Origin of the sequence: Maribacter sedimenticola, assembly GCF_900188415.1 — a bacterium.
Lineage (GTDB): Bacteria > Bacteroidota > Bacteroidia > Flavobacteriales > Flavobacteriaceae > Maribacter > Maribacter sedimenticola.
In genome coordinates, this window is sequence record NZ_FZNV01000003.1 from 395,268 (window position 1) to 413,673 (window position 18,406).

Genomic DNA, 18,406 nt, shown 5'->3' on the forward strand with positions numbered 1-18,406 from the left:
ACTATTTAGAACTTGCCTTATATGCGTAATCTCATTGTTGTATACGCGCTTTTTTTAAGTGTGATATCTTACTCCCAAGTCTCCCAGGAAATCTTTGAATCCTTTAAACTACAGGAAAGAAGGGACGTACATTACTATTTTCCGGAAAACTTGGATGACACCAAAAAATATCCGCTTATTATAGTCTTGGATGGTGAATATCTGTTTGAACAAGTTGTGGCATCATCTAAATTTTATAGTCAATTCCACGGTATGCCCCAAAGTATCGTTGTTGGAATAAACCAAAGCGAAAACGAGCTTAGGTTTGAGGATTGTGCCTTTGACCCGGATAGTGGGCTCCCGTCTGAAAAAGGCAAAAGTTTTTATGAATTCATTGGCATGGAACTAATTCCATATTTGGACCTAAACTACAGTACCGCTCCTTTTAAAATGATCGTTGGTTATGATATTACCGCCAATTTTGAAAACTATTGGCTTTTTAAGGATAATTCCATTTTTGATGCTTATATCTGTATTTCACCTACCCTTGCCCCTGAAATGGAAACAAGGGTGCCTATGAGACTGAATACATTTGACAACCAAATATTTTATCAATTGATCGTTGAAGGGGAACAGAACAAGGATACCAAAAAAATAATGGCAATGGACCAGGGAATTAAGGCTTTGGAAAAAGAAACCTTGCACTATTATTTTGATGAATATAAAAACGCAGACCATATTTCCGTAGCCACTTACGGAATAGGAAAATCTTTTGACAATATATTTGGCATGTTCAAGCCCATTAGCCCACAAGAATATAAAACCCAAATACTTACCAGTGAAGAACCGGTTTATAATTATTTGGAAAAAAAGTATCAAAACATCGTGGATATATTCGGCTTTAGCAAACCCGTAGAATTAAATGATATTATGGCCATATATGCGGCCTCAAGAAAAAAAGAGGATTTTGAGTCCCTAAAACCCTTATCGGAACTTTGTAAAAAAGAATATCCTGAAACCATGCTCGGATTTTATTTTGAAGGGGAATATTATGAGCAGTTAGGTGAACCCAAAAAAGCATTAAGGACATTTGAAAAAGCTTTTCAAATGAAAGAAATAGATTTTTTAACTAAAGAAATGGCCCTTGAAAAAATGGATGCCTTAAAAGCCGATTTCGGATTTTAATAAATTAAAAAGCTAGTTCCCAAATTAGCCAAACCTACTTATTATGATTAAAATCAATGCAATGTATTTTGTATTCTCTGGAGTACTATTTACTTATTTTGGATTAAAAGGAGAATTTGTTTTACCCTATAACGGAATTGCCCTATTTATGGCCTGGGCCTCTTTCTTTTTAGCATTTAGCGCCCATAAAAAAGAACGTTCCGGTAATAATTAATTCAAAACCAATTTTAAAACTTTAGCACTTTATAAACTTCTTGCTACCTTTAACCCGCACGGTAAATATTAAAGATGGCAAAAGTAAAAACTGCATTTTTTTGTCAAAATTGCGGAACTCAATATGCAAAATGGGTAGGGCAATGTTCTGCTTGTAAACAATGGAACACAGTTGTAGAAGAAGTGGTCCAAAAAGAGGAAAAAACCACATGGAAAACCAATACTCCTGCTAATAAAAGAGTTTCTAAACCATTATTGGTCAATGAAATAAGTATTGAAAAAGAAGTGCGTTTAAACACTTTTGACCTAGAGTTCAACAGAGTTCTTGGAGGTGGCCTGGTACCTGGTGCATTAGTACTATTAGGCGGGGAACCCGGTGTTGGAAAAAGCACTTTACTTCTACAAATTGCCTTAAAATTACCGTACAAAACTTTATATGTCTCTGGCGAAGAAAGTCAAAAGCAAATTAAAATGCGAGCAGATAGGATTTTTCCCAATAGTGAAACATGCCTAATCCTTACCGAAACCAAGACGCAAAATATTTTTAAGCAAATTGAAGCCACTGCACCTGATATTGTAGTCATAGATTCCATACAGACCCTACATACGGACTATATTGAATCTGCCGCCGGTAGCATATCCCAAATACGTGAATGTACTGCTGAACTTATAAAATTTGCCAAAGAAACGAACACCCCTGTAATCCTTATCGGGCATATTACGAAGGATGGTTCCATTGCCGGTCCAAAAATTTTGGAACATATGGTAGATACCGTCTTACAGTTTGAGGGAGACCGTAACTATGTCTACAGAATACTTAGATCTTTAAAAAATAGATTTGGTTCTACCGCTGAACTTGGAATTTATGAAATGCAGGGCAGTGGTTTAAGAGAGGTCAATAATCCTTCTGAGGTCTTGATATCTAAAAACGAAGAAGGACTTAGCGGAACGGCAATTGCATCAACCGTTGAGGGCATGCGACCTTTATTGATAGAAATCCAGGCATTGGTGAGCACCGCAGTTTATGGCACACCACAACGTTCTACCACCGGATACAATGCTAAACGCTTAAATATGCTTTTGGCCGTATTGGAAAAACGTGCCGGCTTTAGGCTTGGGGCTAAAGATGTATTCCTTAATATTACAGGAGGTATTTCCGTAGATGATCCGGCTATAGACCTAGCTGTTGTTGCAGCCATACTTTCCAGTAACGAAGATATACCAATTGCAAAGGGCGTATGTTTTGCCGCAGAAGTTGGTCTGGCCGGGGAAATTAGACCTGTTCAACGTGTGGAACAACGTATAACAGAGGCAGAAAAACTAGGTTACACCACTATTATAGTTTCCAAAAACAATAAAATTGGACTTAAGTCAACAACAATCAAGGTACTTATGGCCTCAAAAATTGAAGAGGTGGTACGTCATTTGTTCGGTTAACGTTTATCACGCATTATCCTGGCAAAAACCATAATAACTATAATAACGGCGGCAATAACTATAATCTGCCAGAATCCTACTTTTAAAAAAATATGCTCAATCATCTATGGTGCCGGATTTGGAATACTTTCATGAATAGCTTCAATTTCATCTATTATTTCATTGGATAGCGCTACTTCTATACTTCCAATATTTTCTTCTAATTGACGCATTGTTGTAGCTCCAATAATAGTACTGGTGACAAAACGCCTTGAATTCACGAAAGCCAATGACATTTGAGCCAGTGTAAGTCCGTTGGACTGGGCTAGTTCGTAATATTTCTTCGTTGCTTTAGATGCGGTTTCACCAACATATCTATTGTACTGAGGAAAACGTTCCAATCGTGACCCTTTGGGCAGACGGTCCCCTAAATATTTTCCACTTAAAGCTCCAAAACCCAATGGAGAATATGCCAACAAACCTATTTGTTCCCGTGCGGATATTTCTGCCATACCCACTTCATACAACCTGTTCAACAAGCTATAAGGATTTTGCACCGTAATCATTCTAGGTAAGGTACCATGAACCTTGCTTTCCTCTAAATAGCGCATGGTTCCCCATGGTGTTTCATTGGATACCCCCACGTGCCTGACCTTACCTTCACGAACCAAGTCCCTTAAGGTCTCCAATATCTGGTGTATGTTATCTTCCCAATGATCGGTAATATCATGCTTATACCCTCTTTTTCCAAAATAATTGGTCGTACGTTCAGGCCAGTGTAACTGATATAAATCAATATAATCGGTTCCTAATCGCTGCAGACTTCCTTCGACCGCTTCTATAATAGAATCTCTTGTGAACCCCGTAGTTCTTATAAATTTTGACATTTCTGCCCTTCCGGCAATCTTACTTGCAAGAACTATATCTTCTCTATTACCTCTTTTCTTAAACCAGCTCCCAATAATTTTCTCGGTAACCGCATATCTATCTTTATGGGCCGGAATGGGGTAAAGCTCTGCAGTATCAAAAAAATTGACTCCTTGTTCTACAGCAAAATCCATTTGTTCATGTCCTTCGGCCTCTGTATTTTGATTGCCCCATGTCATGGTTCCCAAACAAATTTTACTTACTTCAATATCTGTGTGTGGTAAATTGGTGTAGATCATTCAACTAAAAAATTTATCATTTTAATGCAAAGCTAGCAATTATATTGAGGGCACTTACCTCATTTCCCTTATCTATCTAGCTCTATTAAAATAGGACAATGATCGCTATGCCTTGCTTCGGACAGAATTACGGACCTGGACAAACGATCTTTTAACGAATTGGCGACCATAGCATAATCAAGGCGCCACCCTTTATTATTGTTCCTAGCATTGGCCCTATAGCTCCACCAGGTATAATGTTCCGGCTCCTCATTAAACTCCCTAAAACTATCTACAAATCCGCTAGCAATAAAATTACCTATCCATTCACGCTCAACGGGTAAAAAACCGGAAACGTTCTTTAATCCTACTGGGTTATGGATATCCCTAGCTTCGTGACAAATATTGTAATCCCCCAAAACAATTAAATTTGGATGGGATTTCCTTAATTTATTTACATATTCCTGAAAATCATCCATATAGGTAAGTTTTAAATCTAAGCGTTGGATATTGGTCCCCGAGGGTAAATACATACTCATAATAGAAATATCACCAAAATCAGCCCTAATATTTCTCCCTTCAAAATCCATATATTCTACACCTGTACCATAAACCACTGAATCCGGTTCGGTTTTCGAAAGTATGGCCACACCACTGTATCCTTTCTTTTGCGCGCTATACCAATAATTATATGAATAACCCGCTTGCTCGAACAAGGATAGATCCAACTGCTCTTCATGCGCCTTGATCTCTTGTAGACAAACTACATCTGGCGAAACGGTCGTCAACCATTCTAAAAATCCTTTTTTTAAAGCGGCCCTAATTCCGTTTACATTATAGGATATAATTTTCATTTCTATGTTTTGTTTCAAAAATAGAAAAGGATCGTAGATTTTAGGAATAAAAAACCCATTAAAAAACCCTAATTTCACGGTTTTGGAACATCATTTAAACCATTATGTACTACCAAAATAGAAATATGATGAAGTTTTTAGTATCCCTTACAGCAGTACTTTTTTCGATATCAATGGCCGGCCAAGCCTATTATAATGACTCTAACCGGCATGAAATAAAATTCAATGTTGGTCAGTTTCTTGTTACTTCCGTAATAGAAAGTTCATATGAATATTATTTAAACGAGGATACCAGTGTTGGTGGCACCCTTTATTTTAGTGGAGATGCTACCGCTTATAATGGAAATTTTGGTATAGGCCCAAATGTTAGGGCCTATTTTGGTTACGCACCGCAAAGCGGTTTTTTTGCAGAAGTTTTTGGGTTGTACTATACTGGTGAAGATGATGAAGCTTCCCAAAATTTAGGCGGAAGGGATTATGACTATGCCACTACCGCCATAGGTCTTGGAGCGGGTTCAAAATGGACTACAAGAAGCCAACGTTTCATTATTGAAATAAATGGTGGGCTAGGCAGAAATATAAACCCAGAAGATTTTCAGAGCGATTTTATGTTCAAAGCGGGACTGTCCCTAGGTTTTCGATTTTAATAGGTATTTTTGAGGTTTAAATCCCTATGAAAACTACATTTACCCTTGTTTTTTCGGTTATTTTCTGCATTAACCTTCTTGCCCAAAACACAATCTTAAAAGATAGCGTTACACAACTTAAGGAAGTCATAGTAATAGACACCCTTACTGCCAAAAACGCTATAGGAATCATTCCTTCCAAAATTATAGGTGCATCTGTATTCAATAACTATAGCCCTGTAGATTTTATTGGCGCTTTAAACCAAGTTTCTGGTGTATATGCATTATCCGGAGCCTTGAACACCAATAGAATTACTATAAGGGGCGTTGGGTCAAGAACCCCTTTCGGTACAGATAAATTAAGATTATATTACAATGATATACCGGTAACAAATGGTACAGGGTTCTCTACCATAGAGGCCTATGATCTAGAAAACCTAACTTCTGTAGAAATTATCAAAGGACCTAAAGGTACTGGTTTTGGAACCAACTTGGGAGGAGCCATTATCTTGAACACAAAACAACCGAGCAACAGACCTACAACTTTTTCCAACAAGACCACACTAGGTTCTTACGGCCTATTCAAAAATAATCTTGGTTTTTCCCATCATCAAAAAGATTTATATCTCTCTTTTCAATACGGACATATGGAAATTGATGGCTATAGAGAGAATAATAGGTTTGAACGTGATGGATATTTGCTGAATTCAATCTATAGCATTTCCAACAAAAGTGAAATAGGTTTGCTGATAAACCACATAGACTATTCTGCCCAAATTGCCAGTTCCATCAATCAATCCGACTTTGATGAAGACCCAACACAAGCGGCATTTACATGGAAAAACGCCCAAGGTTACGAGGACAACAACTACAGTCTTATTGGTGTAAGCCACACCTATAGACCTACTACCAATTTAACTAACACAAGTAGTGTTTTCTACACCTACCTGGACCATTATGAACCCAGACCATTTAATATATTGGATGAATACACCAATGGATTTGGTTTTAGGAGTTTATTTTCCGGCAACTTTAATGCATTTCAAAAAACCCTTTCCTATACCATTGGAGGAGAACTCTATAAGGATGAGTATACATGGGCAATTTTTGAAAATTTATATGAGCAGAATAACGGCAATGGCAGTTTTCAAGGAGATAGACTTAATGACAACAAAGAGTTTAGAACACAAATTAACGGTTTTGCCACTTTAGGATACTCCCCGTTAAAGAATCTTGCCGCCCAGATCGGACTAAATATAAATAAAACACAATATGATTTTAGAGACCGTTTTACTACCGGAGAATTTAATAAAAGCGCCCAACGGAATTTTAAAACGCTCCTGTTACCAAGTTTAGACTTAAATTATACGCCTACGGCCTTAAGCCAAATATATGTCAATATCAGCAGGGGATATTCTAACCCTAGTCTTGAAGAAACACTTACTCCCGAAGGAGTCATTAATCCGGACATTAAGCAAGAAATTGGCATGAATTACGAAGTGGGCACCAAACTTACAGACAGGGAGAAAAAGATGCATTTAAACATTGCAATTTATTTGATGCCCATTAACAATCTCTTAGTGGCAAAAAGAATAGGTGAAGACCAATATATAGGCAGAAATGCAGGAAAGACAGAACACAAAGGTCTTGACATTGACTGGAATTATGTCTTTAACATTTCTCCCCGTATATCCATTGCTCCTTTTTTAAATTATTCGTTTAGCGCCCATAGGTTTGTGGAATTTGAAGACGAGGAAGCTGAACAGGATTATGCCGGCAATTCATTGACAGGGGTCCCTAAACACAGAATAAATTTTGGATTACAAACTAGTTTTGGAAATGGTTTCTTTGCTAATTTAACACATCAGTTCGTAGATAGGATTCCATTGACCGATGCAAATAGTATATACAGCAACTCCTTTCATTTATTAAATACAAAACTGGGTTATGGCAGCCCGATCAACGACCATTTACATCTAAGTGTTCAGTTGGGAGTCAATAATATTGCGGATACAAAATATGCGCAATCCGTATTGATAAACGCAAGTAGTTTTGGAGGTAGTGCCCCAAGATATTTCTATCCTGGGAACAATACCAACCTATATGGTGGTGTACAGTTAAAATATAGTTTATAACTACCTATTCCATCTTCTTTAACCAGGTCCTCATATCAACCGCATCATGAATGATTTGGTTCAATGAGGATATTGCTACGCGTTCTTGGTCCATAGAATCTCTATGTCTAATGGTTACCGTTTGATCTTCCTTGGTTTGGTGATCCACGGTAATACAAAAAGGCGTACCATTGGCATCTTGTCTTCTATACCTTCTACCGACCGCATCTTTTTCGTCATAGACCACATTAAAATCCCACTTAAGGTCATCTATAATACCATGGGCTATTTCGGGGAGACCATCCTTTTTCAGCAATGGTAAAATTGCCGCTTTAACCGGTGCTAAAACCGGTGGCAACTTAAGTACAGTTCTAGTTGTATTATTTTCCAATTCCTCTTCCTTAAGGGAGTTTGAGAATACAGCCAAGAACATTCTGTCCAAGCCAATAGAGGTTTCAAGGACATAAGGCACATAGTTCTTGTTCACCTCATGATCAAAATATTGTAGTTTTTTACCGGAATATTTCTCATGACTACCTAGGTCAAAATCCGTTCTGGAATGGATACCTTCAAGCTCTTTGAAGCCAAACGGAAAACGAAATTCAATATCTGCAGCCGCATCTGCGTAATGGGCTAATTTTTCATGATCATGAAAGCGATAGTTCTCTTCGCCCAAACCTAAGGACAAATGCCATTTCATACGCTTTTCCTTCCAAACCTCATACCACTCTTTTTGGGTACCCGGCTGAATGAAAAATTGCATTTCCATTTGCTCAAACTCGCGCATCCTGAATATAAACTGTCTAGCGACAATTTCATTTCTAAAAGCCTTACCGGTCTGTGCAATCCCAAACGGAATTTTCATTCGGCCAGATTTTTGGACATTTAAAAAGTTCACAAAGATACCTTGGGCAGTTTCTGGCCTAAGGTAAAGATCCATAGCAGTATCTGCATTGGCACCTAGTTTGGTGCCGAACATGAGATTAAACTGCTTTACATCAGTCCAATTTTTAGAACCGGACATAGGACATGCAATATCCAATTCCTCGATCAAGGCCTTTACATCTGCCAAATCCTCATTCTGCAATGATTTTCCCAATCTTGACAAAATTGTTTTTCCTTGCAATTGGTAATCAACTACCCTTTGGTTGGTTTCCAAAAAAGTTTGTTTATCAAAGGCATCACCAAATCTCTTGGCCGCCTTATTGACCTCCTTTTCAATTTTAGCATCGATCTTGGCCACATAGTCCTCTACCAAGACATCTGCCCTATATCTCTTTTTGGAATCCTTATTATCTATTAATGGATCGTTGAAAGCATCTATATGTCCAGATGCTTTCCAGGTTGTAGGATGCATAAAAATTGCCGCATCCAAGCCAACAATATTATCGTTGAGCTGCACCATTGCCTTCCACCAATAGTCGCGTATGTTCTTTTTGAGTTCCACACCATTTTGACCATAGTCGTAAACGGCACTTAACCCATCATAAATTTCACTAGATTGAAATACGTATCCGTATTCCTTTGCGTGGGATATTACACGCTTAAAATCATCTTCTTGCTTTGCCATGCGGCAAAAATAGAACAATAGCCCAAAAAATGAATAATTATTTTAATTGAAATTCTGAAGAAGTGATCAACCGTTCATCCTCAAAGACATTTAAGGTATAATTACCAGGGATCAGAGAACCTTCTGGTATCGTAATGGCCTCGCATATATAAGACTCCAATCCAGTAAATACAAACTCAACCCTTTTACTATACACATTACCGTTTACCGTAATGGTATTGGCATTATCCTCTATGATCTGTTTATTGGGATCCAAAAACTGTAAATAGATAATTTTTTCGTTATCCGCTTCGCTCTCGTCCGCCAATATGGTTACACAGCCCCTTAATTTTTCAATAATCGATGCTTTATTGGTTTTGGTAGGCCTGGTATTCCTTACGATCCTGAAACCGCTCCCTTCGGCATTGGCCATTTTTAAATAGCTCTTTGTCTTTAGTTTTTGATTCAATTCCAGAATTTTCCTGCGCTGTAAGGCTTCTGCCTCTGCCAATGAATTACTATTGGCACGTAATTGTTCTACTTGCTTACGCGATTCGTCATACTTATCGGTCAACAGCATGTTGTTATAGCGAAGGAAATTATTCTTTAATATTAAACTGTCGTTTTTAGACTCCAATCTTCTAAGTTCACTTTTAAATTCCCTTAGTTTTTCTACGGTAAAGTTTAACCTACCCACAGAATCCAAAAGTTCCTGTACCCTAAATTTGGAATCTTGCAATTCTATCTCGTTCATTTCATTTTTGGCGGCAAGGCGATCTACATCTGCCTTCATAATGGTAAGGTCCCTTACCAATATAGCTTTTTCCTGCTCCAAAAAGTCTATTTGGGCACTAGACTGCGCATAACTGTAATAAAATGCGATCAATAACGCAATGATTACAGCCACAAATGCAGCGAGCAGAATTTTATAATTGAATTTGTTATCTTGATTGTCCATTTAAAACACGGCCTGTAGGTTAATTTAATCTGTAAAATTTGATGCAAAACAGAATTTCAAATATACTAAAGGATGTTACTAACATTCTCCTGCCCATATCATGTTTTGGATGTAATGCACGATTATACGGAGGAGAGGTTATGCTTTGCACACTTTGCCGACATCAATTACCACTCACCGAGTATAATTTTAACGAAGAAAATGCCGTTGACCGTATTTTTTATGGTCGAATTAACATCAAAAAGGCAAATTCTTTCCTTTTCTTCACCGATATTGGAATAGTTAAAAACCTTATTCACAATTTAAAATACAAAAATCAGGAAAAAATTGGCGAGTTTTTAGGCGACTGGTTTGGACAAATATTGAAAAAAAATGGGCATCTCAATAATATTGATTATGTTATACCCGTGCCCTTACATCAAAAAAAATTTAGAAAACGTGGATACAATCAAGTTTCCTTATTTGCCCAACGTATTGCTTTTCACATCAACGCAACATACGCAGATGATTTGCTCATTAAAACCGCCAATACAAAAACACAGACCAAAAAAAATAGATTGGGAAGATGGTATGACAACCGTTCCCTGTTTGAAATTAGGAATAGTGACATGCTTAAACATAAGAACATCTTGCTTTTGGATGATGTTATTACAACGGGTGCAACTATGGAAATTTGCGCAAGTAGTTTAAAAAAAATAGACGGTGTTGGTATTTATATTGCTAGCATGGCCTTTGTACAATAGGCTTACAATTGTACAAAATATGTTGTTTCTTTGTGGTCGATTATAGCATGTATGGGTAGAAAAATTCTAGGTTTTATATTTTTATTTATCATTTTGTTGGTATCCTATCAATGTGCTCAAAGAGGCACACCTACAGGAGGACCAAAGGACATTACGCCACCAAAACTGCTAAAGGCGGAACCCGCCAATTTATCTACTAATTTCAGCGAAAAAAAGATTCGCCTGTATTTTGACGAGCTGGTGAAATTAAAAGATATACAAAAACAACTTATTATATCCCCACCCCTAAAGTACGCCCCTATCCTATCACCACTTGGAGGTGCCAATAAATTTGTAGAAATTACCTTAAAGGATACTTTGGAGCCCAATACTACCTACACTCTTAATTTTGGGCGAGGTATTGTGGACAACAATGAAGAAAATGCCATTCCGTTCTTTACCTATATATTTTCTACCGGGGATTATATAGATTCCCTTGAATTATCAGGTGTGGTCACAGATGCCTTCAACAAAAAAGTGGATCAGTTTATTAGTGTAATGCTATATAAAATTGACACTAGTTATACTGATTCTACCATATATAAACGCCCTCCAAATTACATTACAAATACCTTGGATAGCGCCGTAATTTTTAAACTTAAAAATTTAAAAGAAGGTAAATACGCGCTATTTGGTATTAAAGATGCCGCTAACAATAATGTATTTGATCAAAAAACGGACAAAATAGGTTTTGTGGAAGACACTATTAACTTACCTACAGATTCTATTTACCTATTGAATCTGTTCAAGGAAATTCCCGATTATGGGGTAGCCGTGCCCAGTATGGTTGCAAGTAACAAAATAAGCTTCGGTTATTATGGCGATGGCTCCGCAATTAGCATAGAACCAATAAATGCGCTTCCGGATACTGTAAAATCCATTGTGGTAAAAGAAAGGGACAAGGATACCTTAAACTTTTGGTTCACCCCTTTTGAGATGGATTCTATCCTATTTTCAATTACCAACGAACAACTCAAGTTAAAGGATACGTTTAACGTTAAAAACAGAAAAGTTGCTTTTGATTCCCTGAAAATTTCAATGAACCAAAGGGGAAATATTGAATTTGATCAACCTATTAATTTACAAATCAATACGCCCTTGATTAGTTTTGATACCACCAAGATAAAATTAATGGACAAAGATTCTGTACCGATTGTTCATACCATTACGTTGGACACGCTGGAAAATCAATTAAATTTCGACTTTACCATAGCAACCGGTCAAAATTATCAGCTTGATCTTTTCCCCGGTGCCATTACCGATTTTTTTGAACAAACTAACGATACCATTTCATATAACTTAAGGACCAAAAGTCCTGCCGATTATGGAAACTTAACTTTAAACCTTAATGCCAATACCATTCAATATCCAATCATAGTGCAATTAACCAATGAAAAAGGAGAGGTTCAACGTGAAATTTATGCTAAAGAATCACAATCATTTGAATTCATCAACTTAAATCCGGGTAAATATTTGGCCAGAGTAATTTATGACTTGAACGGAAACGGAAAATGGGATACCGGAAATTACCTTAAAAAAATACAGCCAGAACGGGTAAGCTATTACCCAACAACCATTGAGTTACGTGCCAATTGGGAGAAGATTGAAACTTTTAACCTTATTGAGTAAACACCTTGTATAGCTTATGCTGATTAATGAATTGTAAAAATATCCCTATCCTCCAAAAACCTTAATTTTTCACGGTACTTGTTAAGAATTGCTTTATCCAGAGTCCTAACTAAAGTTTCATCTTTTTCAGAAAAACCTATGCGCTCCCCTAATGGATCATAAATTCCAGAATGGCCTGTATATAAATGACCTTCATAATCCTTTCCTACACGGTTAACACCAATACAATACACCATATTTTCTATAGCCCTTGCCTTTAAGAGTGCATCCCAAGCGTTAATTCTTGGAGCCGGCCAATTGGCTACATAAAGCAAAAGGTCTACATCTTCAGTATTTCTGCTCCAAACAGGAAATCTAAGGTCATAGCATATCAAAGGGCATATTTTAAACCCTTTATATTCCACAATACATTTTTTGGTACCTTTTGTATATTTCTTATGCTCGCCTGCCAAGGTAAACGTATGCCTTTTATCATACGATTCATAATGGCCGTTAGGGAACACAAAAAAAAGACGATTATAATAATGGTTTTCCTCCTTGTAGACCATACTTCCGGTAACGGCACAATCTCTTTTTTGCGCCATTCTTTGCATCCACTGCAAGGTAATATCGCCTTCCTTTTCATGAATATTTTCTGGCGACATCGTAAAACCGGTACTAAACATTTCTGGCAAAATGATCAAATCTACCTTTTCCTTTACTTGATCTATTTTTTGGCCAAAAAATGACCTGTTGTCCTGGGGATCTTCCCATTTGATAGGAGATTGTACCAATGCTACCTGCAGATGTAAGTTATCTTTATTGGACATTATCAATTTATTCAAATAAATCTATCAACGCACTTAAACCCTGGGTCTTGGCATGGTCCAAAGCGCTATTGCCCCTGTTGTCCTTTATGGACTTGTCCGCACCATTGGCAATCAATAATTTTGCAATCTCCAGTCTATTGAACTGTGCTGCATAGATAAGGCATGTAGCCCCCATTGCATTCCTTTCGTTAAGGGCCGCACCCTTGTCTATCAAAAGTTTGGCAATATCCGTAAACCCTTTAAAACAAACCCCCATTAACGCTGTATTTCCGGAGGCGTCCACAGCATCTATCTTTGCTCCTTTTTCAAGTAACAAGCGGGCTATTTCTGTTTCATCATAATACGTTGCCAAAATTAATGGGGTAGAGCCTCTAGAATCCTTACTGTTGACCAAAACGGCATTTTTATCTAACATTGCCTTAACCTCATTATAATTACCTTCCCTTATTGCTTTAAAAAAAAATTCGTTCATAATTGAAAATGTTACGGTTATTAAGTTATAAAAAGGTTGTTTTCCAAGTTTTTTCCTACTAATTTCATTCTTTCCTACAATGCTAATAATTGTACCTTTAAATAAAAACTAATTTCTTTTGAAAACATTAGCTATTGACTTTCTTTTAAAGAAAGCTCCCATCGCGATCGCTATGGTAGATACTAAGTTAAACTTTATTAACTATTCAAACCAATGGCGTAAGGATTTTACTTTGAATAATTCCGATTATATCGGCAAGAATTTATTTGAGGTTATTGGTGAAACTCCTGGGCAATTTGATAAAGATTTAAAAAAAGGATTAAAAGGGGAGGAAATTGAAAATCTTGGTCAAAAATATATTTTACCAAGTGGCAAATTACAATGGCTAAAATGGAAAATTTCTCCTGTTAAAATAGACGATACAAATGATTTGGATGGTCTGCTTATCTTTTTAGAAGACGTAACGGAAGATAAAAAAGAGATAGAATTATTACATAAGGCCGAGGCAGTTGCCAGAATTGGATGCTGGGAAATTGATTTGATCAATAATTCCCTGTACTGGACCAAAACTACCAAGGATATTCACGAAGTAAGTGAAGATTTTGTTCCCGATCTGGCCCAGGGCATAAATTTTTACAAAGAGGGATCCCATAGGGATAAAATTACGGAATTAGTGGGCACAGCCATTGAACAAGGAAAATCTTGGGATACAGAACTAATCATCATTACTGCTAAGGGAAACGAGGTTTGGGTTAGGGCAAAAGGTGAGGTTGAGATGGCCAAAGGACAACCTGTACGTATTATTGGAACTTTTCAGGATATAGACCAAACCAAAAAAATGCAATTGGCCCATGAAGAAATTTCAGAACGATTAAAAATTACTACCCAAACTGCACAAATAGGAATTTGGGATTTTAATCTGGAAACCAACGAACTGTTATGGGACAATGAAATGTACCAAATTTTTGGTGTACAAAAAGATGATTTTTCAGGAGTTTTTGAGGCATGGGAATCAACCATTCATCCAGACGACAAGGAAAAAGCTTTAAAAGCCACAGAAAATGCAGTGGCCGGAGTTAAGGATTTTGACGAAGAGTTTAGAATTATCTTAAAAGACGGTAGCATTAAACACATAAAGGGAACCTCTAAAACTATAAAGGATTATAATGGCAAACCCATTAAACTTACCGGTGCCAACTGGGACATTACAAATTTAAGAAGCACAGAGCTAAAATTGATAAGGAGTACAGAGTCCTTTATAGAAACCTTTGATAACGCATCTATTGGTATGGCATTGGTAAGTCCAGATTTTAGATGGTTAAAGGTCAATAAAAGTTTACTGAACAGTTTAGGTTACACGGAAAAAGAACTGCTGAGCATGAAAACTTTGGATATAACCCACCCAGAGGACATTCTTGCCAGCAAGTCCTTTCATACCAGTGCATATGACGGCCTAAATGATACATATCAATTAGAAAAAAGGTATTTTCATAAAGATGGCCATTTGGTACATGTTGTATTAGGGGTAACGGTAGTAAAGGACATGAACGACAATCCTAGCCATACCATTGCTCAATTTTTGGATATTACAGATAGGATAGAGTCTGAAAAAAGATTGCAAACCTTGGTCGAAGTCACCAAAAGCCAGAACGATAGTCTTATGAACTTTGCCCATATCGTATCCCATAATCTAAGGTCGCACTCTACCAATATGACTATGCTGACCAAGTTTCTTACTATGGAAGAAGATGAGGAAGAGCGTAAGAACCTTCATAACATGATAAACAATGCTGCAGAAAGCTTGGCAGAAACCATTGCCCATTTAAACGATGTCGTACAAGTAAAAACAGGTACGTTAGAAAACTTAAAAAGTATTGGCGTACTCAACACCGTTCATCACATTAAAAAAAGTATAGGCGGACTTTTAGAGGAACAGAATGCCGTATTGAACATTAATGTATCTAAAACTCATTTTGTAAATGCAGTACCGGCATACTTGGAAAGTATCTTTTTGAACGTTATAACCAATGCACTAAAATATAGGTCAGAGAATAGAGCACCTATTATCGAAATCTCCTCAAAAATAAAAGGAGACCATGTACTGATTACATTTTCAGATAATGGTCAAGGCATAGATTTAAAAAGACATGGCGATAAAATATTTGGAATGTACAAGACGTTTCATAAGCACAAGGATGCCAAGGGCATTGGCCTTTTCATTACCAAAAACCAAATTGAAGCAATGGGCGGAAAAATTAATCTTGAAAGTACCGTTGATGTTGGTACAACAATTTTTATTGAATTAAAAAAAGCATAATAAGCATGAAAAACGTACAAATTTGCTGTATAATCGATGATGACCCCATTTTCATTTATGGTACTAAAAGGATTATGAAAGAAGTGGATTTTGCCGAAACTATCTTGGTCTTCAACAACGGGCAAGAAGCAGTGGAAGGGTTGATGGAAATTAGCCAAAGTGGAGAATTAATGCCAGAAGTTATTTTCCTGGACTTGAACATGCCTATTATGAACGGTTGGGAATTTCTGGACGAATACAAAAATTTACCAAACCATAATACGGAGAAGACCATTATCTACATTATTAGTTCATCTGTTGACCCTAGAGATCTGGAACGAGTAAAAAATTATGAGCAAGTAAACAATTATATTCTTAAACCAATTACACCAGATGATTTATCAAATATCTTAAAAGCTACAAAGACATAGTCTGTCTATATCTTACGACATTGATATATTCAAAATTTACTATTAGTATATAGAATCATTGGTAAAATGATTAATATTGAACTAATCGTTTTATTTATAGTGTCCAAAAGTATATCTTGACCCAAGCCAAATTTAAGAACTGTAAAAAAGATTAATTTAATGGGCGTATTTTCTAGTTGCTGCATTATCGATGATGATGAATTTTTTATTTTGAGCAGTAAGAAAACCTTACAACAAATAGATTTCAGTACGAACATTCTATATTATACCAATGGTCAGAAAGCATTAGATGGATTAGTAGGTCTTATCGTTGAAAATATAGCCCTGCCTACCATTATCTTTCTTGATCTAAATATGCCAAAAAGGGATGGATGGTCTTTTCTAGAAGAATTTGAGGAATTTCCAGAAGATAAAATTAAACACATTCAAATTTATATTACCAGTTCCTTTATTAGTCCGTCACTGATCGAAAAATCAAAAAAGTACAAATTGGTCAAAGATTATATTGTAAAACCCTTAACGGAGAATGCGTTGCAGAAAATAATTTCATCCCATAAAGTTATTTGATGCTACCTAACCCCGGGCGTAAAATCTTCAGGTGCAATTTGCGGGTCATTTAACGTACCGCTACCTCCACTATCATTAATGATTATCCATTCTTGGGGATTGAACTCGGCATTGGCAATGTTAATTTCCGGTTTGCGTAAAGCCCTACCATCTTCAAACTCATGATCGGTTCCACTACCATCTTCACCAATGACCCCATAAAGATCTATAATCGTACCAAAAGGATCAACCAACGCTATATTATCATCACCGTTAGAATCCGCAGGTGAATTTGTTCCTACGATAATGTCCGGTGTAAAACCATACACACGTTCAAATTCCCCAGCATTGGGCGATATTACCAAAAGGGACTTTGCCCCAATAGTATAGTTTGATAAATCTATGGAGGAACTTACGGTCAAATTTGCATTGGTATACCTTACCAAACTCCATCCTTTTAAGGATAATATACTATCCGATGAATGATATAGTTCAACAAACCTTGCGCCGGCATTATTGTTAGGGTCCGCTAGTTCCGAAATAAAGACATTGTTAGAGCTGTATTCATCAATTACATCCTTACATCTATCATTCATTAAATTTATGTCCTCCACATTCCTTACCGTTAAAAGAAAAGAATTCCCCTTTTTAGTCAATATTCCTGTAATGGTCCCAGATTGCGCCGGAATCAATTGTTCATGAAAAGTTGAATAACCGCTATTAAGTAGTCCCAACTCATTGTCCTCACAATCCATTACGGTCCTAATAGTTTCTTCATTTGAAATTGCAAAGGGTTCGCCGATCAAATTTTCAGCAAATTCCACATTTTCCAGCTTAACCAAAGTACTTAACATATTGTCACTTAAATTGGTCAGGGACACCAATGTGGGTTCAACCCCAACATTATCCTTACATGAAGTAAAAATATGGTCAAAAACCACAGTTTTAGGCAGTCTGCCAACACTACGATTCCCAAATGAGGTAAATACGCCACCTATTTTAAAAAGATCGTTAGATTCACCTAAATAAAGTCCTTTTAATTTAACCTTGATATGTTGGCCAACATTAAAAAATAGATGGGAATCCCTAAGTTCCAGTTCTATCTGTAATCCATGGGTTGGATTACTGCGACTGTCCTGAATATGTAGTACGTTATAAAAATTTCCCGATTGATCGGAAGAGGTCACATAGCCTTCAATAATCAAATCTTCCTGTATTTGAGCAGTATCACCAGTAAACATCGCTTTAAGCTCACCAATTGTAATCGTATCATATTGTTCGTCGTTACAAAAGGTTTCCAATTTGTCAAAATCCCTGTCATCAACACAACCCGTTATTAATAAGACCAAGCTGGCCATCAGCAAATTCAATATTTTATTTTTCGTTGCGCACATATACCGTG

At 36.8% G+C, this 18,406-nt stretch carries 17 protein-coding genes; 10 read left to right on the top strand and 7 right to left on the bottom strand.

Annotated elements, in window-relative coordinates; all coding sequences use genetic code 11:
- The first annotated feature begins 21 nt into the window (after window positions 1-21).
- The 3 genes from CHB68_RS11065 (at window position 22) to radA (ending at window position 2,814) form a co-directional block, all read left to right on the top strand.
- Window positions 22-1,164, top strand: coding sequence for an alpha/beta hydrolase (locus CHB68_RS11065; protein WP_089260940.1), 1,143 nt, complete (start codon window positions 22-24; stop codon window positions 1,162-1,164).
- Between the two features lie 43 nt (window positions 1,165-1,207).
- Window positions 1,208-1,378: a hypothetical protein gene (locus CHB68_RS18565; protein WP_179213190.1), complete on the top strand. Its 171-nt coding sequence runs from the start codon at window positions 1,208-1,210 to the stop codon at window positions 1,376-1,378.
- A 74-nt stretch (window positions 1,379-1,452) separates the two neighbouring features.
- Complete coding sequence (gene radA, locus CHB68_RS11070; protein WP_089260941.1) at window positions 1,453-2,814, top strand: DNA repair protein RadA; 1,362 nt, start codon at window positions 1,453-1,455, stop codon at window positions 2,812-2,814.
- Window positions 2,815-2,918: 104 nt separating this feature from the next.
- On the opposite strand, the gene CHB68_RS11075 is transcribed toward radA, so the two are convergent.
- Window positions 2,919-3,959 (bottom strand): aldo/keto reductase, encoded by a 1,041-nt coding sequence (locus CHB68_RS11075; protein WP_089260942.1) that lies wholly within the window; start codon window positions 3,957-3,959, stop codon window positions 2,919-2,921.
- 68 nt (window positions 3,960-4,027) lie between these two features.
- Window positions 4,028-4,792, bottom strand: coding sequence for an exodeoxyribonuclease III (locus tag CHB68_RS11080; RefSeq protein WP_089261262.1), 765 nt, complete (start codon window positions 4,790-4,792; stop codon window positions 4,028-4,030).
- A 125-nt stretch (window positions 4,793-4,917) separates the two neighbouring features.
- On the opposite strand from CHB68_RS11080, the gene CHB68_RS11085 reads away from it, so the two are divergent.
- Window positions 4,918-5,439, top strand: a complete 522-nt coding sequence (locus tag CHB68_RS11085; protein ID WP_245838919.1) for a hypothetical protein — start codon at window positions 4,918-4,920, stop codon at window positions 5,437-5,439.
- A 26-nt stretch (window positions 5,440-5,465) separates the two neighbouring features.
- On the top strand, window positions 5,466-7,553 hold the full coding sequence (locus CHB68_RS11090; protein WP_089260943.1) for a TonB-dependent receptor: 2,088 nt from the start codon (window positions 5,466-5,468) through the stop codon (window positions 7,551-7,553).
- 4 nt (window positions 7,554-7,557) lie between these two features.
- On the opposite strand, the gene CHB68_RS11095 is transcribed toward CHB68_RS11090, so the two are convergent.
- Window positions 7,558-9,102 carry a glycine--tRNA ligase gene (locus CHB68_RS11095; protein WP_089260944.1) on the bottom strand — a complete coding sequence of 515 codons (1,545 nt, stop codon included), beginning with the start codon at window positions 9,100-9,102 and terminating at the stop codon, window positions 7,558-7,560.
- Between the two features lie 37 nt (window positions 9,103-9,139).
- Window positions 9,140-10,039, bottom strand: a complete 900-nt coding sequence (locus CHB68_RS11100; RefSeq protein ID WP_089260945.1) for a hypothetical protein — start codon at window positions 10,037-10,039, stop codon at window positions 9,140-9,142.
- A gap of 41 nt (window positions 10,040-10,080) precedes the next feature.
- Between CHB68_RS11100 and CHB68_RS11105 the strand changes: the two genes are divergently transcribed.
- Together CHB68_RS11105 and CHB68_RS11110 are read left to right on the top strand one after the other, a co-directional pair.
- Window positions 10,081-10,782 (top strand): ComF family protein, encoded by a 702-nt coding sequence (locus CHB68_RS11105; protein WP_089260946.1) that lies wholly within the window; start codon window positions 10,081-10,083, stop codon window positions 10,780-10,782.
- Between the two features lie 51 nt (window positions 10,783-10,833).
- Window positions 10,834-12,450, top strand: coding sequence for an Ig-like domain-containing protein (locus tag CHB68_RS11110; RefSeq protein WP_089260947.1), 1,617 nt, complete (start codon window positions 10,834-10,836; stop codon window positions 12,448-12,450).
- 23 nt (window positions 12,451-12,473) lie between these two features.
- Here CHB68_RS11110 and CHB68_RS11115 read toward each other — a convergent pair whose 3' ends face one another.
- Both CHB68_RS11115 and CHB68_RS11120 read right to left on the bottom strand, forming a co-directional pair.
- Complete coding sequence (locus CHB68_RS11115) at window positions 12,474-13,259, bottom strand: amidohydrolase (protein WP_089260948.1); 786 nt, start codon at window positions 13,257-13,259, stop codon at window positions 12,474-12,476.
- 7 nt (window positions 13,260-13,266) lie between these two features.
- Window positions 13,267-13,731, bottom strand: coding sequence for an ankyrin repeat domain-containing protein (locus tag CHB68_RS11120; RefSeq protein ID WP_089260949.1), 465 nt, complete (start codon window positions 13,729-13,731; stop codon window positions 13,267-13,269).
- Window positions 13,732-13,849: 118 nt separating this feature from the next.
- Here CHB68_RS11120 and CHB68_RS11125 point away from each other — a divergent pair, with 118 nt between their 5' ends.
- From CHB68_RS11125 to CHB68_RS11135, 3 genes are all read left to right on the top strand, one after another.
- Window positions 13,850-16,048, top strand: coding sequence for a sensor histidine kinase (locus CHB68_RS11125; protein ID WP_143815197.1), 2,199 nt, complete (start codon window positions 13,850-13,852; stop codon window positions 16,046-16,048).
- A gap of 5 nt (window positions 16,049-16,053) precedes the next feature.
- Complete coding sequence (locus CHB68_RS11130; RefSeq protein ID WP_089260951.1) at window positions 16,054-16,458, top strand: response regulator; 405 nt, start codon at window positions 16,054-16,056, stop codon at window positions 16,456-16,458.
- A 159-nt stretch (window positions 16,459-16,617) separates the two neighbouring features.
- Window positions 16,618-17,025 carry a response regulator gene (locus CHB68_RS11135; protein ID WP_089260952.1) on the top strand — a complete coding sequence of 136 codons (408 nt, stop codon included), beginning with the start codon at window positions 16,618-16,620 and terminating at the stop codon, window positions 17,023-17,025.
- Between the two features lie 2 nt (window positions 17,026-17,027).
- Here the strand turns inward: CHB68_RS11135 and CHB68_RS11140 are convergent, their stop codons facing one another.
- A complete protein-coding gene (locus CHB68_RS11140; protein ID WP_089260953.1) occupies window positions 17,028-18,398 on the bottom strand; it encodes a DUF5689 domain-containing protein in 1,371 nt (456 codons plus the stop codon).
- Window positions 18,399-18,406: the final 8 nt, after the last annotated feature.

Excerpts from the sequence above, each read along its gene's own strand:
- CHB68_RS11065 (WP_089260940.1), top strand. The coding sequence starts at position 22 with ATGCGTAATCTCATTGTTGTATACGCGCTTTTTTTAAGTGTGATATCT.
- CHB68_RS18565 (WP_179213190.1), top strand. The coding sequence starts at position 1,208 with ATGATTAAAATCAATGCAATGTATTTTGTATTCTCTGGAGTACTATTT.
- radA (WP_089260941.1), top strand. The coding sequence starts at position 1,453 with ATGGCAAAAGTAAAAACTGCATTTTTTTGTCAAAATTGCGGAACTCAA.
- CHB68_RS11075 (WP_089260942.1), bottom strand. The coding sequence starts at position 3,959 with ATGATCTACACCAATTTACCACACACAGATATTGAAGTAAGTAAAATT.
- CHB68_RS11080 (WP_089261262.1), bottom strand. The coding sequence starts at position 4,792 with ATGAAAATTATATCCTATAATGTAAACGGAATTAGGGCCGCTTTAAAA.
- CHB68_RS11085 (WP_245838919.1), top strand. The coding sequence starts at position 4,918 with ATGATGAAGTTTTTAGTATCCCTTACAGCAGTACTTTTTTCGATATCA.
- CHB68_RS11090 (WP_089260943.1), top strand. The coding sequence starts at position 5,466 with ATGAAAACTACATTTACCCTTGTTTTTTCGGTTATTTTCTGCATTAAC.
- CHB68_RS11095 (WP_089260944.1), bottom strand. The coding sequence starts at position 9,102 with ATGGCAAAGCAAGAAGATGATTTTAAGCGTGTAATATCCCACGCAAAG.
- CHB68_RS11100 (WP_089260945.1), bottom strand. The coding sequence starts at position 10,039 with ATGGACAATCAAGATAACAAATTCAATTATAAAATTCTGCTCGCTGCA.
- CHB68_RS11105 (WP_089260946.1), top strand. The coding sequence starts at position 10,081 with ATGCAAAACAGAATTTCAAATATACTAAAGGATGTTACTAACATTCTC.
- CHB68_RS11110 (WP_089260947.1), top strand. The coding sequence starts at position 10,834 with ATGGGTAGAAAAATTCTAGGTTTTATATTTTTATTTATCATTTTGTTG.
- CHB68_RS11115 (WP_089260948.1), bottom strand. The coding sequence starts at position 13,259 with ATGTCCAATAAAGATAACTTACATCTGCAGGTAGCATTGGTACAATCT.
- CHB68_RS11120 (WP_089260949.1), bottom strand. The coding sequence starts at position 13,731 with ATGAACGAATTTTTTTTTAAAGCAATAAGGGAAGGTAATTATAATGAG.
- CHB68_RS11130 (WP_089260951.1), top strand. The coding sequence starts at position 16,054 with ATGAAAAACGTACAAATTTGCTGTATAATCGATGATGACCCCATTTTC.
- CHB68_RS11135 (WP_089260952.1), top strand. The coding sequence starts at position 16,618 with ATGGGCGTATTTTCTAGTTGCTGCATTATCGATGATGATGAATTTTTT.
- CHB68_RS11140 (WP_089260953.1), bottom strand. The coding sequence starts at position 18,398 with ATGTGCGCAACGAAAAATAAAATATTGAATTTGCTGATGGCCAGCTTG.